18 protein-coding genes are annotated in these 14,783 nt (G+C 72.1%); 4 read left to right on the forward strand and 14 right to left on the reverse strand.

The features are described 5' to 3' along the window. The 6 genes from K2X24_RS14850 to mdcA form a co-directional block, all read right to left on the reverse strand. Positions 1–499 (reverse strand): triphosphoribosyl-dephospho-CoA synthase (locus K2X24_RS14850; protein ID WP_292499149.1); only part of this gene is annotated, 499 nt, incomplete at its 3' end. 9 nt (positions 500–508) lie between these two features. Next, a complete protein-coding gene (gene mdcG / locus K2X24_RS14855; RefSeq protein WP_292499150.1) occupies positions 509–1,165 on the reverse strand; it encodes a malonate decarboxylase holo-[acyl-carrier-protein] synthase in 657 nt (218 codons plus the stop codon). Continuing rightward, the gene (mdcE, locus tag K2X24_RS14860; RefSeq protein WP_292499166.1) at positions 1,158–1,898 is read right to left on the reverse strand and encodes a biotin-independent malonate decarboxylase subunit gamma; all 741 of its coding nucleotides are present in this window, start codon (positions 1,896–1,898) and stop codon (positions 1,158–1,160) included. Before mdcE ends, mdcG begins: the two co-directional genes overlap by 8 nt. 1 nt (position 1,899) lies before the next feature. Next, entirely contained in the window at positions 1,900–2,832 is a 933-nt protein-coding gene (locus K2X24_RS14865) for a biotin-independent malonate decarboxylase subunit beta (RefSeq protein WP_292499151.1), read from the reverse strand. Beyond that, positions 2,832–3,143 (reverse strand): malonate decarboxylase acyl carrier protein, encoded by a 312-nt coding sequence (gene mdcC / locus K2X24_RS14870; protein ID WP_292499152.1) that lies wholly within the window; start codon positions 3,141–3,143, stop codon positions 2,832–2,834. The genes K2X24_RS14865 and mdcC overlap by 1 nt, the downstream gene beginning before the upstream one ends. 14 nt (positions 3,144–3,157) lie before the next feature. After that, entirely contained in the window at positions 3,158–4,804 is a 1,647-nt protein-coding gene (gene mdcA / locus K2X24_RS14875; protein ID WP_292499153.1) for a malonate decarboxylase subunit alpha, read from the reverse strand. A 223-nt stretch (positions 4,805–5,027) separates the two neighbouring features. Here mdcA and madL point away from each other — a divergent pair, with 223 nt between their 5' ends. From madL to K2X24_RS14895, 4 genes are all read left to right on the forward strand, one after another. Beyond that, positions 5,028–5,474, forward strand: coding sequence for a malonate transporter subunit MadL (gene madL, locus K2X24_RS14880; RefSeq protein WP_292499154.1), 447 nt, complete (start codon positions 5,028–5,030; stop codon positions 5,472–5,474). 4 nt (positions 5,475–5,478) lie between these two features. After that, on the forward strand, positions 5,479–6,243 hold the full coding sequence (gene madM / locus K2X24_RS14885) for a malonate transporter subunit MadM (RefSeq protein WP_292499155.1): 765 nt from the start codon (positions 5,479–5,481) through the stop codon (positions 6,241–6,243). Between the two features lie 38 nt (positions 6,244–6,281). Next, positions 6,282–6,977, forward strand: a complete 696-nt coding sequence (locus tag K2X24_RS14890) for a GntR family transcriptional regulator (RefSeq protein WP_292499156.1) — start codon at positions 6,282–6,284, stop codon at positions 6,975–6,977. 197 nt (positions 6,978–7,174) lie between these two features. Next, a complete protein-coding gene (locus K2X24_RS14895) occupies positions 7,175–7,441 on the forward strand; it encodes a hypothetical protein (protein WP_292499157.1) in 267 nt (88 codons plus the stop codon). 68 nt (positions 7,442–7,509) lie between these two features. Here K2X24_RS14895 and K2X24_RS14900 read toward each other — a convergent pair whose 3' ends face one another. The 8 genes from K2X24_RS14900 to K2X24_RS14935 form a co-directional block, all read right to left on the reverse strand. Next, positions 7,510–7,821 (reverse strand): oxidase, encoded by a 312-nt coding sequence (locus tag K2X24_RS14900; RefSeq protein WP_292499158.1) that lies wholly within the window; start codon positions 7,819–7,821, stop codon positions 7,510–7,512. Positions 7,822–7,832: 11 nt separating this feature from the next. Beyond that, a complete protein-coding gene (locus tag K2X24_RS14905) occupies positions 7,833–8,498 on the reverse strand; it encodes a cytochrome c oxidase subunit 3 (RefSeq protein WP_292499159.1) in 666 nt (221 codons plus the stop codon). Further along, positions 8,495–10,174, reverse strand: coding sequence for a cbb3-type cytochrome c oxidase subunit I (locus K2X24_RS14910; RefSeq protein ID WP_292499160.1), 1,680 nt, complete (start codon positions 10,172–10,174; stop codon positions 8,495–8,497). Before K2X24_RS14910 ends, K2X24_RS14905 begins: the two co-directional genes overlap by 4 nt. Further along, positions 10,171–11,133: a cytochrome c oxidase subunit II gene (gene coxB / locus K2X24_RS14915; protein WP_292499161.1), complete on the reverse strand. Its 963-nt coding sequence runs from the start codon at positions 11,131–11,133 to the stop codon at positions 10,171–10,173. Before coxB ends, K2X24_RS14910 begins: the two co-directional genes overlap by 4 nt. Next, positions 11,130–11,645, reverse strand: a complete 516-nt coding sequence (locus tag K2X24_RS14920) for a hypothetical protein (RefSeq protein ID WP_292499162.1) — start codon at positions 11,643–11,645, stop codon at positions 11,130–11,132. The genes coxB and K2X24_RS14920 overlap by 4 nt, the downstream gene beginning before the upstream one ends. A gap of 11 nt (positions 11,646–11,656) precedes the next feature. Then, on the reverse strand, positions 11,657–12,661 hold the full coding sequence (locus tag K2X24_RS14925) for a hypothetical protein (RefSeq protein WP_292499163.1): 1,005 nt from the start codon (positions 12,659–12,661) through the stop codon (positions 11,657–11,659). After that, on the reverse strand, positions 12,658–13,212 hold the full coding sequence (locus K2X24_RS14930; protein WP_292499164.1) for a cytochrome c: 555 nt from the start codon (positions 13,210–13,212) through the stop codon (positions 12,658–12,660). The genes K2X24_RS14925 and K2X24_RS14930 overlap by 4 nt, the downstream gene beginning before the upstream one ends. Next, on the reverse strand, positions 13,209–14,783 hold a 1,575-nt coding region (locus tag K2X24_RS14935; protein WP_292499165.1), incomplete at its 5' end, for a quinol:electron acceptor oxidoreductase subunit ActD. The genes K2X24_RS14935 and K2X24_RS14930, both read right to left, overlap by 4 nt.

A 14,783-nucleotide genomic window follows, 5' to 3' on the forward strand; every position in this document is an offset into this window, starting at 1 on the left:
GCCGCCGCGCCCGCGCGCCCGGCGCGTGCAGCAGTTCGGGGCCGTCCAGGATGGCGTCGGCGTAGCGCGCGCGGACATGGGCGCCGAGACCGCCGGCCGGGGGGCGAGGCCCGAGGGCGCCGGCGGCGGCGCTGAGGAGACCGAGGCCGAAGATGGCGCCCCGGTGGGTGTTCACGCCCCCCGTGGCCGCCCGCATCGCGGCTTCCGCCGCCAGACCGATGCGGCGCAGCTGCGCCATCCCGGCCCCGGCGGCCCCGGCGGCGGCGAGGTCCGCGAAGAAGGGCTCCAGGGCGGCGGCACTCGCCCGGAAGGTGCTCGCATCCATGTCCGCATGGCTGCCGCTGTCCACGTGGCTGACGAGGCCGGGCTTGGGATAGGTGGCGAGTTCGCGCCGCAGGCAGCGCGTGGCGAGGCGCGCGATCCGCTCCGCCGGACGGGTGTCCCGTGCGGGCGTCCGGGTCTTCGGCAGGAGGGCGGGGACTGGGCGGGCTGCGGGCATCGGCATGGCTCAGGCCGCCGGCGACAGGGCGGCGTCGAGGGCCGAGACCGGCCGGAGTTCCAGCCGGTCCAAGCCCTTGGCCAGGACCGCGTCGCCGGGTCCGGCCGCGTGCCATTCGCGCCAGTTCACCGCGAAACCGTCGGGCAGGGCGATCTCGCCGTCGAGGTTCATCGGCGCCCCCGCGGCGATTCCGGCAAGGCCGTCGCGGAAGGTCCGGTCGACCGGGCCGGGCCAGAGAAGGTCGAGATCGGAGGTGGCCGAGAGGTAGGGCAGATCCGTCAGCGCCTGCCAGAGCAGGCCCCCGAACACGCGGGGCATGCGGCCATGGGCGGCCCCGTGCGCCAGGAGCGCGTCGAGGGTCGGGTGCCACGCGGCGGGCGCGCACGCGCGCGCCTGCGCCAGGGTCACGCCGGAATGCGGGCGCACCGCTTCGGGCGGGAGCGCGAGGCCGATGCGGCGCTTGCCGAGGCTGGGCGGCAGCGGCAGTCCGGCCGGAACCAGGGCGGCATCCTCGCCGGGCACGCGGCGGCGCACGATCACGGGCCAGCCCTGCGCGGCCCAGTCGGCGAGGTGGGGAATCCCGTCGAGGTCGGGCCGCGCCGCCAGCAGCGCATCCCACGCGGCGGGCGCCACCGTGAGCAGGTCGTGGCGCGCGAGGTCACGCACCCCGCGCCTCGCCCACCACCATGCCCCGCGCCTCACGCACCACCCGGGCGGCGATGTCGCGGGCGACCGGACGCCCGCCCCGCGCGAGGCCCAGGGCGTCGCGGGTGTCCTCGGCCGGGCTCTCCGCGATCAGGGCGCCGACCTGGGGACCGAGGGGCTTGTCCGGGTCGAGGGTCGCCTGCACGGCGCCGGTCTGGACCATGTTGTCGAGGCCGGGGGCGAAGACCGGAGTCGAGCGGGCCATGGCCTGGAGCGTCTCCAGGGGAAGCTTGGTGACGCGGGCCACGGAGGGCAGGTCCATCACGCTCGGATGGGCGCCTGGGAGCGCCGCGAGCACGCGGGTGGCCAGCGCGGTGGCGATGAAGGCACCGGCGGCGCTGTGGCCGTAGAGCAGGCCGATCGTCGGATGCCCTTGCGCGTCCGCCAGCAGGAGCGCCTTGGCGAGATGCGCGAGGTACTCGTTGAGGCCGAGGAGTTCGTCGCGCCGGCTCATGCGCTGGCTGTCGGAATCGATCAGCACCAGGATCGGCGTGGCCCCGCCCGCCCGCACCACGTCGAGGACGCGGCCCGCGAGGTGGCAGGCCCCCTCGATCCCGAGGGCCGTGTCGCCGTCGATGCCGATCACGGCGAGGCGCCCGCCGTTCAGAGGCCCGTCGCCGGTGATGAGGCCGTCCGCCAGCGTGACGGCGTGCCCCTCCGGGAAGAGCGAGGCCAGGATGGCGTCGAGGGGCATCTTATCGGGCATGGTGCGGCCCCTCCGGCAGGCGGTCGAGCAGGGCGTCGAAGGCCTCGGTGGTCAGGCCCGGCACGGCGGTGGGGTCGTCGACGCCCAGCCGCCCCCAGATCTCGGTGGCGTCGGTGCAATCGCCGAAGCGGTCGAGGCGGGCCTCCAGCCGGGCCTGCTCGGCCTCGAGGGTCGCGAGGTCGAAGGCCGGAGCCGCCGGAATCGCCGCCAGCGCCGCGGCGCGAAAGGCCCCGATCGTGTCGTCCACGAAGGCGTCGGCCGCGCCCAGCAGGCGCCGGTGCTTGCCGCCCATGGTGCGCCAGACCAGGGCCCGGTCGCGGGAGTCGAATTCCTCGGCGCCCCGGTTGGTCTCGATCACCTCGGGGCCGGAGACGCTGAGGCGTCCGCCCTCGGAGATGACGAGGCGCGAACAGGTGCCGGCGACGAGGCCGCCGCCGCCGTAGCAGCCGGCCCGGCCGCCGATGAGGCCGATCACCGGGATGCCGGCGGCCCGCGCGATCGCGATCGCCCGCATGATCTCCGCGATGGCGGTCTCGCCCGCATTGGCCTCCTGCAGGCGCACGCCCCCGGTGTCGAACAGGATCAGCACCGCGGCGGGCTTGAGGTGAAGTGCGGCCCGCAGCAGGCCCACGAGCTTGGCCCCGTGGATCTCGCCGAAGGCGCCGCCCATGAAACGGCCCTCCTGGGCGGCGGCGAGCACGGGTTGCGCTTCGAGCAGGCCTTGCCCGACGATCATGCCGTCGTCGAAGGCGCGCGGCAGGTCGAAGAGCGGCAGGTGCGGGCTCATCATCCGCTGCTCGGGGCCGATGAACTCCTGGAAGCTGTCCGCGTCGAGGAGGCCGGCGAGGCGGGCGCGGGCACTCGCCTCGTACCAGCTCTGATCGAGGGGCGCGGCGGAGAGGGTGACCGGCTTCCAGTCCATCACGGCATCTCCATCAGGCGGGCGCCCTGGGCGAGGCGCAGGGACACGGTGTCGGGGCGGGCGCCCCCGTCGTTGATGGTGATGGTCAAGCCCCCGGGCTGCCGGCGGGCCACGAAATCCGCCACCACGGCCGCCCAGACCTCGGCGTAGCCGTTGACGGCAGTGTCGATCTCGAACGCACAGGTGTCCGGCGCGAGGTTGCGTTCCAGCAGCACCTCGAGGTTGCCGGAGGCGACGACCCCGGTGATCGCGCTGGCCTTCGCGCCGGGGAGCGCCTTCTGGGTGGTGTGGCGGAAGCTCAGCTTCTCCATGATCGGGAAATCCCTCACCAGTTCCGGAACTTGGCCGGCGGCTCGTAGAGCCCGCCCGACCAGTGCACGAGGTCCTTGATCGAGCGCGCGGCGAGCAGCGAGCGGTCGGCGTCGAGGGGCTCGATGCCGAGATCCTCCGGCCTGCGGATGATGCCCCGCGCGCGCAGGCGCTCCACCTCGGCGTGGTCGCGACCGCGGCCCACCTCGGTGTAGCCGGCGACCCCACGGATCGCCTGCTCGCGCTCGTCGAGCGTCCGGCACAGCAGCAGGTTGGCGATGCCCTCCTCGGTGACGATGTGGGTCACGTCGTCGGCGTAGACCATCACGGGGGCGAGTTCGAGGTTGAGTTTCTTCGCGAGCTCGAGGGCGTCGAGGCGCTCCACGAAGGCCGGCACCAGCTTGTCGCCGAAGGTCTCGACGAGCTGCACCACGAGCTTTCGCCCACGCCGGAGCGCCGGGTCGCCGGTGCCGCCGGCCTCGCGCCCGGCCTTCATCCAGGTGTCGGAGGGGTGGCGCCGCCCGTGCGGGTCCGAGCCCATGTTCGGCGCGCCGCCGAAACCCGCGACGCGGTTCGTCGTCACGGTGGAGGAGTGCCCTGACAAGTCGATCTGCAGGGTCGAGCCGATGAACAGGTCGCAGGCGTAGAGCCCCGCCGTCTGGCAGAAGGCGCGGTTCGAGCGCAAGCTGCCGTCGGAGCCCGTGAAGAACACGTCCGGACGGGCGCGGATATACTTGTCCATGCCCACTTCGGAGCCGAAGCAGTGGATCTGGCTGACCCAGCCGGATTCAATGGCCGGAATCAGGCTCGGATGCGGGTTGAGCGCCCAGTGCGTCGCGATTTTGCCCTTGAGGCCGAGGCGCTCCGCATAGGTCGGCAGCAGGAGTTCGATCGCCGCCGTGCCGAAGCCGATGCCGTGGTTGAGGCGGCGGATGCCGTACTCGGCGTAGATGCCCTTGATCGCCATCATGGCCATCAGGATCTGCGTTTCGGTCACGGCACCGGGGTCGCGGGTGAAGAGCGGCTCGACGTAGAACGGCTTGTCGGCCTCAACCACGAAATCGATCCGGTCGCCGGGGATGTCGACGCGGGGCACCCGGTCGACGATCGCGTTCACCTGGGCCACCACCACGCCGTTCTTGAAGGCGGTCGCCTCCACCACGGTGGGCGTGTCCTCGGTGTTGGGGCCCGTATAGAGGTTGCCGTCCCGGTCGGCCGAGACGCCCGCGATCAGGGCCACGTTCGGCGTCAGGTCGATGAAGTAGCGGGCGAAGAGTTCGAGGTAGGTGTGCACCGCCCCGAGCTCGATCTGGCCGCCGTAGAGCATCTTCGCGATGCGGCCGCCCTGGGGCCCGGAATACGAGTAGTCGAGCCGCTTCGCGATGCCCTGCTCGAAGATGTCGAGGTGCTCGGGCAGGACGATGCCCGACTGCACCATGTGCAGGTCGTGGACCCGGGCCGGGTCGCAGGCCGAAAGGCCCCGGGCGAGGCAGTCGGCCTGCTTCTGGTTGTCGCCCTCCAGGCAGACCCGGTCGCCGGGCTGAAGGATCGCCTCGAGGAGGTCGACGACCCGGGCCGCCGGCACCACCTTGCCGTCGGCATGCACCCGCGCCCGTTCGAGGCGCGCCTCGCGGGCGGTGCGTTCCTGGCACCAATCCGTCATCCCGTCCGCTCCCTCGTTCGCCCCCGCGTATACGGTTCGGGGCCATCGGCGCCTCGCGACATGCCGAGGCCGGCTCTTACACCCAATCAGTATTCAAAATTGCGGATTTGTCAATCATCGGTATACTGAGCTCAATCAAAAACGAATCACCGGATACCCAGGAGGGACGCCCCATGCCCCGTGCATTCCAAACGCCATGCCCGACAACGCGGAGACACGCCCGATGACCATCTTCGGCGTCGCGCTCCTCGCTCTCTGCACGCTGATCGGCGTGTTCCTCGGCGACCTGCTGGGCGTCGCCCTCGGGGTGAAGGCCAATGTCGGCGGGGTCGGCCTCGCCATGATCCTGCTCATCGCCGCCAGGTCCTGGCTCCTCGCACGGGGCAAGCTCGGCGGCGGGATCAAGCTCGGGGTCGAGTTCTGGTCCACCATGTACATCCCCATCGTGGTGGCGATGGCGGCGCAGCAGAACGTGGTGGCGGCCGTGCGCGGCGGGCCCATCGTGCTCATCGCCGCCACGGTCTCGCTGCTGCTCTGCTTCGCCTGCGTCGCCCTGCTCGGCCGCTTCGGGCGGCGCGAGCCGGGAGAGGCCGCGCAGGTCCGCCACGGCGGCGACGTCATCGGCGGCGACCCCGCCCCGGCACAACCCCGTCCGGCGGAGAAGGTGTGATCCCATGCTGCACATGATCGAACACGTCTTCGTCGAGCAGAGCCTGGTTGCCGCCTTCGCGGTGGTGGGCGCCCTGATGCTGGTCTCGAACGGCGCCAGCCGCTGGCTCACCGCCGGCCGGGTCCACGGCTCGGCCATCGCCATCGTGCTGGGGCTGGGGCTCGCCTACGTGGCCGGCCTCTATACGGGCGGCCAGAAGGGGATCGCCGACCTGCCGGTCTTCGCCGGCATCGGCCTGATGGGCGGAGCGATGCTGCGCGACTTCGCCATCGTGGCCACCGCCTTCGAGGTCGACGTGGTGGAGGCGCGCCGCGCCGGCCTCCTCGGCGTGCTGGCGCTCGCGCTCGGCACCGTGATCCCGTTCATCGTCGGGGCGCTCACGGCGGTCGCTTTCGGCTACACCGACGCGGTCAGCATCACGACGATCGGGGCGGGGGCCGTCACCTACATCGTCGGGCCGGTGACGGGGGCGGCGCTGGGCGCGGATTCGGCCGTGATGGCGCTCTCCATCGCCACCGGCGTCACCAAGGCCGTGATGGTCATGGTCGGCACGCCGCTCGTCGCCAAGCTCATCGGCCTGGACAACCCGCGCTCGGCCATGGCCTTCGGGGGGCTGATGGGTACGGTGAGCGGCGTCGCCGGCGGGCTCGCCGCCACGGATCCGAAGCTCGTACCCTACGGCGCGCTGACGGCGACCTTCCACACCGGCATCGGCTGCCTCGTCGGTCCCTCGCTGTTCTACCTCACGGTGCGGGCCATCGTGGGATGACGGACGGGGTGTCGCGCGTCCTGGGAGGGACAGGAATAATGGACGAGGGCGGAATGGACGAGCAGGGGACGGAGCGCGGGCTCCTGTCGGACCAGATCCGCAACGCGCTCACGGACGAGATCGCGGCCGGGCGGCTCGCCGCCGGCACCGCCCTCGACGAGCAGGACCTCGCCGACCGCTTCGGCGCCTCGCGCACCCCCGTGCGGGAAGCCCTGCGCCAGCTCGCCTTCAACGGGCTGGTGGAGTTGCGCCCGCGCCGGGGGGTCGTGGTCACGCGCATGACCCCGGAGCGGATCATGGACATGTTCGAGACCACCGCCGAGTTCGAGGCGATGTGCGTGCGGCTGGCCACCTACCGGATGACCCCCCTGGAGCGCAGCCACCTGATGGACCTGCACGCGCGCTCCGGCGACATGGTCGCGGCCGGCGACGTCGACGCCTACGACGCCCTCAACCGCAGTTTCCACGAGGCCCTCTACGAGGCCACCCACAACGGCTTCCTCAAGGAGCAGGCGCTGGCGCTACGGACCCGCCTGTCGAGCTTCCGCCGGACCCAGCTGCGCCAGGGCGAGCGCATCCTGCGGTCGCGGGCGGAACACGGCGCCATCCTGGCGGCGATCGCCGAAGGGGACGGCGAGGCGGCGGCCAAGCGCATGCGCGCCCACATGCTCAACGCGGCCAGCGCCCTGCGCCACTACATCGAGGCTCACGCGGAGGCCCGCCCGGAGGCGTGATGCGTGGTGCGCATACACCAAGGCCAGACCGCCGAGAGAACTGCGCCAGACACATACACCGCGTGCCAAAGCGCACGCCGGCCCGGCCGGGGCGCTCCTATATCGAGATCGTACCAAGAAGAACGGCCCCCGGACATCCTGGATCGGATCCTCGGATGTTTGACGGCGACCGACCTGTACATCTGGATACTCGAATCATGAACGTCCGTCTTGCTTCCGCTGCCGCTGCCCTGGTCCTCACCCTCGGCGCTCCCGTCTCGTCCGCCCTCGCGCAGAGCTACAACGCCCCGGCCGGCATCCCCGCCGCCACCGCGCCCGGCAGCCGCGCCGTCGGCTATTACGACGACGTGACGACCGGCTCGATCGGCCGCCGCTCGGACGACTCGGCCAAGGAAGGCAATGCCGAGCAGAACGACAAGCCGACCGCCAGTTACGGCACCACCTCGGGTGGCCCGGCCTACTGAGGCCCGGTACGACCTGAGCTGACGACGGCGGGGCGCGAGCCCCGCCGTTTTCGTGTCTGGGGGGCGCTTCAGCGCGCGAGGTAGTCGGTCAGCGTCATGCCGAACAGGATTGCGACCCAGAAGAAGCCGAGTCCGGCGAACAGCCGCACCAGGGGCGGCTCGTGGCGGACCTCCATCGACACCAGGACGATGATCGCCGCCATGGCGGCCACCACCGCGAGTTCGACGAGCCAGACCTGCTCGAAGGGCCGCGTCGCCCCGAGCAACACATTCACGGCGAGCAGCGTCAACAGCACCAGGAAGGTGCGCACCGGCACGCGTAGGCGGCTCCACAGGAGGGCGCGGTCCTTCGCGTCGAGGGCGGGACGAGGATTGCGCATCGCGACGCCGCCTACCGGTTGACCACGTAGAGCACCGGGAAGGCGATGATCCAGATCAGGTCGATGAAGTGCCAGTACAGGCCGTAGACCTCGATCCAGTTCTGGTGCCGCTGCAGGAAGCCCGGGCGCGACGCCTTCCAGGTGAGCCCGACGAGGATGGCGATGCCGGTCAACAGGTGGACCGCGTGGAGCGCGGTGGCCACGTAGTAGAGATTGACGAAGAGGCGCGTGGCCGGCTGCTCGGCGAGCGCGTAGGGCCGGCGCGCGAGGAAGGGCATCATGTGCTCTTCGTAATCGGCGTAGTACTCGTAGCCCTTCAGCGCCAGGAAGAGCGCGCCGAGGCTCGCGGTGGCGACGAGGCAGCCGACCATCATCCGCTGCCAGCCCAGCCGCGAGAGCTCGATGGCCGCCGACATGGTCAGGCTCGAGCAGAGCAGCACCACGGTGTTGGCCGCCCCGATCCAGAACTTGAGGTGGCCGGCCGCCGCCTGCACCGCCTCCGGGTGGAGCAGGCGCAGGATCAGCGCCGTGAGGAAGAGGCCCGCGAACAGCAGCAATTCGGTGAGCAGCCAGGCCCACATGCCGAGCGTCGCGGCGTGGCGCTGCTGGCCGACCGTGGCGAAGTGCTCGGCGCGGGTCACGCCGACGGGTCCGGCGGCGGCGGGATCGGCGCTCACGTGTGCTGCCTCCCGGTCTCGGGAGCCTGGATCGGGTAGTCGTAGGGCACCTCCGGCACCCGCGGCACCCCGGCGAAATTGTGGGGCGGCGGCGGCGAGGCGGTCTCCCATTCCAGCCCCTTGGCGTCCCAGGGGTTGCCGGGCGCGCGGCGCCCGAACCAGAGGGAATGGACGAGGTAGACCATCGGGAAGAGGTAGCCCGCCGCCAGGATGGTCGAGCCCGCCGAGGAGAGCACGTTGAGCAGCTGGAATTCCGGCGGGTAGGTCGCGTAGCGCCGCGGCATCCCGAGATAGCCGAGGATGAATTGCGGGAAGAAGGTGACGTTGAAGCCGATGAAGATGAACAGCGCCGAGATCCGGCCCCAGGGCTCGCTGTACATCCGCCCGGTGATCTTCGGCCACCAGAAGTGCAGGCCGCCGAGGAAGGCCAGCACCGTGCCGCCGACCATGATGTAGTGGAAATGCGCCACGACGAAGTAGGTGGCGTGGATGTGCTGGTTGATGGCGAGCGTCGCGAGGTAGAGCCCGGTGAGGCCGCCGAGCACGAACAGGCCGATATAGCCCATGGCGTACAGCATCGGGGTGTCGAGGCGCAAAGACCCCTTATGGATGGTGGCGGTCCAGTTGTAGACCTTCACCGCCGAGGGCACGGCCACCGCGAAGGACAGGGCCGAGAAGGCGAGCGAGGCGAGGTCGCTCTGCCCGTTGACGAACATGTGGTGGCCCCAGACGAAGAACGTCACCGAGGCCAGGCCGATCGCCGCGTAGGCCACGAAGCGGTAGCCGAAGAGCTTCTTCTGGGCGAAGGCCGGCACGATCTCGGAGATCACGCCCATGCCCGGCAGCACCATGATGTACACGGCCGGGTGCGAGTAGAACCAGAACAGGTGCTGGAACAGCACCGGGTCGCCGCCATAGGCCGGGTCGAACACGCCGACATGGAAGGCGCGCTCGGCGATGAGCAGGATCAGCGCCAGGGTGATGACGGGCGTCGCCAGCAGGAAGATCAGGCTGGTGGCGTAGTGCGTCCAGACGAAGATCGGCAGGCGGAACCAGGTCATGCCGGGCGCCCGCATGGTGTGGATGGTGACGACGAAGTTCAGCCCCGTCAGGATCGAGGAGAAGCCCGTGATGGTGACGCCGATCAGCGCCGGCAGCACCCAGGTGTTCGAGAAGGCGGTGGAGAGGGGCGCGTAGAAGGTCCAGCCGGTGTCGACGCCCCCCAGCACCACCGCCGCGAGGGTGAACAGGGCCCCCGTCATGAAGACGTACCAGCTCGCGAGGTTGAGCTTGGGAAAGGCGAGGTCCTTGGCCCCGATCATCAGCGGGATCAGGAAGTTGCCGAAGGTCGCGGGGATCGACGGGATCAGGAAGAACCACACCATCACCACGCCGTGGATGGTGAACGCCTTGTTGTAGGTGTCGTTGGTCAGGATCGCGCCGTCGGGCACGACCAGCGCCAGGCGCACGAAGCCGGCCGCCACCGCGCCGACGACGAAGAAGGCGGTGATGCTGGCCAGATACAGGAGCGCGATGCGCTTGTGGTCGGTGGTGAGGAACCACGAGCGCAGGGTCGATTGCGCGTGGAGGTAGTCGTCGGGCCGGTCGAGGGTCGGGGACGGGGTGTGGGGGTCGCGGGCGGCGGCCTCGCCCTGCAGGGAGCCGGCGCTGCTCATCGGGTCTCTCCATCCGCGACGCGGTGATAGGATTTCAGGTAGCCCACGAGGCGGTCGAGGTCGTCGGCCGGGATCACGCCGGCAAAGCTCGGCATCACCTGCTTGCCGCCCCCGGCGAGCCGGTTGGCGTTGGGGTTGAGGATCTTGGCGCGGATGTAATCCGCGTCCGCCGTGATCGTGCGCCCGTCGGCGAGGTGGACGGCGCGGCCGTAGAGCCCGGCCAGGGCGGGGGCCTTCACCCCCGCCACAGCGCCGTCGTGGCAGCCGGCGCAGCCGTAGGATTCGTAGATGGCGCGGCCCGCCGCCACGTTCGATTGCTGCGCGCCCCCGTGGGTCAGCCAGTCCTGGTAGGCGGCCTGGGTCATCAGCGTGAGGTTGCCGTCCATCACCGAATGGTCGGTGCCGCAATATTCCGAGCAGTAGAGCCGGAAGGTCCCCGTGCGGTCGGCCTTGAACCAGATCTCCGTCGTCCGGTCGGGCAGGGCGGCGATCTGCAGGCGCAGGGCCGGCAGGTAGAGGGCGTGGATCACGTCCTGGCTGGTGATGCGGATGCGCACCGGCTGGTCGATGGGCAGGTGCAGGTCGTTGATCTCGGACTGCCCGGTGGGGTGCTGGAACTTCCACATCCATTGCCGGCCCACGGCCTCCACCACCATGGCGTCGGGCGGCGGATGGCGGGAATCGATGAAGAGCTTGGCGCCCCAACCGAAGAAGAACAGCGTCAGCACGTAGGGGATCAGCATCCAGCTGATCTCGATGAGGACGCTGCGGCGCCCGTCGGTGGTGCGGTCGGCGACCTCGCCCTGCCGGTAGCGCAGGGCGAAGTAGGTGATGGCGAGGAAGACCGGCACCGTGAGGAGCAGGGTCAGCACCGTGAAGCCGAGGATGATGTGGTCGGTCTCGACGGCCGTGGCGGAGGCGGCCGGCGGCCACAGGGCGAGGGCGGACTGGGCCTTCATGGCGCGGGCGCCTTCCCGGGTTCCGCGCCCGGCTCCGGATCGAAGGGGCGCCCGGCCATCAGCGCCAGGGCGCGGTCGATGGGGATGCGGGCGCGGGTGCGGTCCGCGTCGAGATAGGCGTAGCCGGAAAGGCGGCCGGCCTCGTCGGCTTGCCGGGCGTCGATGTCCGCGTAGGGGTGGGGCTGGAGGTTCGGCGGCGGCGGGCGGATCGCGGTTCTCTGCTGGGCGGTGAGGGGCGGGAGGGCGGCGCGCTGGCGCCCGAGCACCACGCGGTCGAGGGCGTACACCGCCCCGATGGTGGCGAGCACCGCCCCGGCCAGACCCAGCATCACCCAGGCGGTCTTGGCCGCCGCGGCATCGCTGCGCTCGTAATCCCAGTCCTGCCCGCGAGGGTTCTCGGCGGGGGCCTCGGGGGCGGGCGGCACCGCGCCGGTGCGGCGCAGGATCAGGCCGGCGAGGATCGCCGGGACGAGGGCGAGGCTGGAGCGGCGTTTGGCATCGGGCGGGCTCATGCGGGGATCCATCATGCGGCGACCCCGGCCCGCGGAAGGGGAGCGCGGCGCGCCAGGAGGGGCGCCAGCAGCCGGGCGAGGCCGGCCGCCAGGGCGGCGAGGCCGAGCGCGGCCAGCGCGTCCGGCGCCGTGATCACGAAGACGCCGCGTCCGGCCGGCGTCACGAGCCAGGCCATCTCGGCGGCGTGGACCGCCAGGACCAGGGCCGCCGCCGCCCGCGTCGTCCACGGGCCGGGACGCAGGGTGAGGGCGGCGGCGAGCAGGGCGGCGGCCCCGCCCGCGAGACTGAGACCCCGCCCGAGGAGGCCGCCACGGGCGAGGTACCACGCGACCTCGGCGGGCAGGTTGGCCGACCAGACCACGAGGAACTGCACGAAGTGCAGGAAAGCCCAGGCGGCCGTCAGCACGGCCAGCGGCACCAGCCCAGCCTCGGGCCGGCGTGAAGCGGGCGTGACCAGCAGGGCGGCGGCGATGGCGGCGCCGCTCCAGGCCGCCATCGTCAGGAGGCCGATCAGGCTGGAACCGAGGCGCGGGTCGAGGGCGGTGATGAGGTCGAAGCTCAGCAGCGTCGCCAGCACGGCGTGGAGTCCGAGCCCGAGGGCGACCGGCCCCCGGCCCGCCGCGACCCGGCGGCAGAGCCAGAGCCAGAGGGCGAGGGCGGCGGCGAGGCGCGCGACGAGGAACGGCAGCGTCAGCCAGATCGCCGCGAGAGGCGTCGCGGCGGGCAGGCCCGTCGCGAAGGGATAGAGGGCCGGCACGACCGCCCCCAGGGGCAGGGCGAGGAGGGCCGCCACCGGCATCAGGCGCAGGCACGCCGCGAGGGCGGGGCGCAGGGACGCGAACCGCTCCGGCGCGACGGCGTCGAGGGCCGCGACCAGGGGGAGCGCGCCGAGGGGGAGGCTCAGCAGGACGAGCCAGGCCGCGAGGTAGCCGGCCTGCCAGTCGCCGAGGCGGACGGCGAGGCCGAGGGCGGCGAGGCCCGCGACGAGGAGGACGAGGGGCCGGCCGACGCTCATCGGGCCGCCCGCCGGGCGCCGTCCCGGAGCCGGTCCTGGTCCTCCGCCGGCAGGCTCGCCACCGCGGCCCCCTGGCTCAGCTGGAGCGCGCGGATATAGGCCACGATGGCCCAGCGGTCGGCCGGAGCCACCTGCGCGCCCATGGGCAGCATCGCCCCGTGGCCTTGGGTGATCGCGGCGTAGAGCCGATCGGACGTCGCCGCCGCCAGGCGCTCGCCCGCGAAGGGCGGCGCGGCGGGAAAGCCGCGCGCCACGATCATGCCCCGGCCGTCGCCGCTGGCCCCGTGGCAGGGCGTGCAGGCAATGCCGTAGCGCTCCCGGCCCCGGGCCAGCAGGGCCGCGTCGATGACGGCCGGGCGGGGCACGAAGCGCGCGGGATCGGCGCGGGGCACGGTGCCGGCCACGGGCGCGCGCATGGTCATGCCCTGCGGGAAAAAGCGGTTGGCGTCCCAGGTCTTGGCCTTGGGCTGGTCGCGCATGTTCGCCTCGCCGCAGCCGGCGAGGGCGCATGCGAGGGCCAGCACCGGGCCGAGGATGAGCGGGCGCCTCATCGCGGCACCCGCGCGACGGCGAGGGGCCGCCCGGCGCCCTCGGGCAGGGCGGCGAGCTGGCGCGCGATGCGGTCGGCGTCGAAATCCGGGCCGCGCGCCTCCGCCACCAGGAAGTAGCGGTCCTGCGTCGCGCGCCCGAAGCCCGGAATGTTGAAGGCCGGATGGTTGAGGCGCGGCAGGCGGTTCAGGAACAGGAACACCGCGTGCACGGCGAGCGTCCCGCTCATCATCGCGAAGGAGACGCTCGGCACCACGAAGGCGGGCCAGGAGAAGCGCGGGCGCCCGCCGACATCGAGGACGTAGCCGTAGGCGGTGGCGTAGACGCACATTCCGTAGAAGGCCGCCCCGCCGGCGAGCGACGCCCCGAGGGCGTAGGGCAGGATCGAGCGGTTGCGGCGGCCGAGGCCCTTGAGGGCATCGGGCATCGGCACCGGGCCGAAGGCGTCGAGGCGCACGGAGTCGCCGCGCGCGGGTCTATCGCCGTGGTGGGGGTGGCGCCGGGCGAGGACCCGCATGGCGGCGGCGAGCGACACCTGCGTGGCGAATTCCGCGCTGACGCCCCAGAGCGGCGTACCGGGCCCGGGCCCGGGCGCCTCCCTCTCGGCGCCGGGGCGCGCGGGGCCGTCGGCCGCGCCCGCCGCTTGGCGCAGGTCGCTGAGCGCGGCCACCGGCAGGGCGCGCAGGAACAGGAGCAGCAGCACGAGGAACAGGCCCACCGACCCGGCGAAGGTCGCCACACCCCAGAGCCCGACCCGGTAGTCGAGGGCGGAAGAGGGCAGGAAGTCGTGGGAGAGCGTCACCACCAGCACCATGACGTGGTCGGCATAGGCGCCCACCGCCACGAGGCCTCCGACGAGGGCCAGCGCCAGGGGCGAGCGCCGGAGGCGCGCCCACCAGAACAGGTGGACGGGCAGGAGCGCACAGGTGAGCACGGTCCAGGCCGCCCAGGCGTGCGGGCCGGTGAAGCGGCGCACCAGGGTGGCGCGCGTGTAGGCGTCCCCGTGCAGGAAGCCCGAGAGGAGTTCGGTCGCGTAGCTATAGAGGCTGGCGAGCCCGAGACCGAGGAGGATCCGGGCCAGGATCTCGGCATGGGCTTGGGTGATCACGGCCTCAAGGCGGTAGAGCGCACGGACCAGCATCGCCAGGGCGGTGACGACGGCGACACCGGAGAACATCGCGTTGACCAGGAAGGCGACGGGCAGGATCGTGTCGTGCCAGCCGGGCAGCACGGAGCCCGCCAGCATCACCGAGGCCCCGGTCTGGAGCGAGACCACGAGGAGGATGCCGAGCAGTGCGACGATGCGATAGGCCTGGTGCCAGAGCTGCCAATGCGAGGCGGAGCCGCGCCAGCCGGCCGCCGCGACGCCGTAGGCCTGCGCCTTCAGCAGCGGCCAGCGCCGTGGCCGTCCGGCCGCCTCGGATTTCGCCCGCGCCTCGGCGAAGGCCCGGTCGCGCAGGGTCGCGAGGTCGGGCAGGAGCCCGATGTACCAGAGGCTCACCGTGACCACGAGGAAGCTGACGATGTCGATGGCGTCCCAGACCAGGGGCGAGCGGAATTGCGGCCACAGGCC

It is taken from the genome of Methylobacterium sp., from assembly GCF_019750675.1.
In the GTDB taxonomy this organism is placed as follows: domain Bacteria; phylum Pseudomonadota; class Alphaproteobacteria; order Rhizobiales; family Beijerinckiaceae; genus Methylobacterium.

Excerpts from the sequence above, each read along its gene's own strand:
- K2X24_RS14865 (WP_292499151.1), bottom strand. The coding sequence starts at position 2,832 with ATGGACTGGAAGCCGGTCACCCTCTCCGCCGCGCCCCTCGATCAGAGC.
- K2X24_RS14890 (WP_292499156.1), top strand. The coding sequence starts at position 6,282 with ATGGACGAGGGCGGAATGGACGAGCAGGGGACGGAGCGCGGGCTCCTG.
- coxB (WP_292499161.1), bottom strand. The coding sequence starts at position 11,133 with ATGAAGGCCCAGTCCGCCCTCGCCCTGTGGCCGCCGGCCGCCTCCGCC.
- K2X24_RS14910 (WP_292499160.1), bottom strand. The coding sequence starts at position 10,174 with ATGAGCAGCGCCGGCTCCCTGCAGGGCGAGGCCGCCGCCCGCGACCCC.
- mdcA (WP_292499153.1), bottom strand. The coding sequence starts at position 4,804 with ATGACGGATTGGTGCCAGGAACGCACCGCCCGCGAGGCGCGCCTCGAA.
- K2X24_RS14900 (WP_292499158.1), bottom strand. The coding sequence starts at position 7,821 with ATGCGCAATCCTCGTCCCGCCCTCGACGCGAAGGACCGCGCCCTCCTG.
- mdcE (WP_292499166.1), bottom strand. The coding sequence starts at position 1,898 with ATGCCCCTCGACGCCATCCTGGCCTCGCTCTTCCCGGAGGGGCACGCC.
- madL (WP_292499154.1), top strand. The coding sequence starts at position 5,028 with ATGACCATCTTCGGCGTCGCGCTCCTCGCTCTCTGCACGCTGATCGGC.
- mdcC (WP_292499152.1), bottom strand. The coding sequence starts at position 3,143 with ATGGAGAAGCTGAGCTTCCGCCACACCACCCAGAAGGCGCTCCCCGGC.
- madM (WP_292499155.1), top strand. The coding sequence starts at position 5,479 with ATGCTGCACATGATCGAACACGTCTTCGTCGAGCAGAGCCTGGTTGCC.
- K2X24_RS14895 (WP_292499157.1), top strand. The coding sequence starts at position 7,175 with ATGAACGTCCGTCTTGCTTCCGCTGCCGCTGCCCTGGTCCTCACCCTC.
- K2X24_RS14920 (WP_292499162.1), bottom strand. The coding sequence starts at position 11,645 with ATGAGCCCGCCCGATGCCAAACGCCGCTCCAGCCTCGCCCTCGTCCCG.
- K2X24_RS14930 (WP_292499164.1), bottom strand. The coding sequence starts at position 13,212 with ATGAGGCGCCCGCTCATCCTCGGCCCGGTGCTGGCCCTCGCATGCGCC.
- K2X24_RS14925 (WP_292499163.1), bottom strand. The coding sequence starts at position 12,661 with ATGAGCGTCGGCCGGCCCCTCGTCCTCCTCGTCGCGGGCCTCGCCGCC.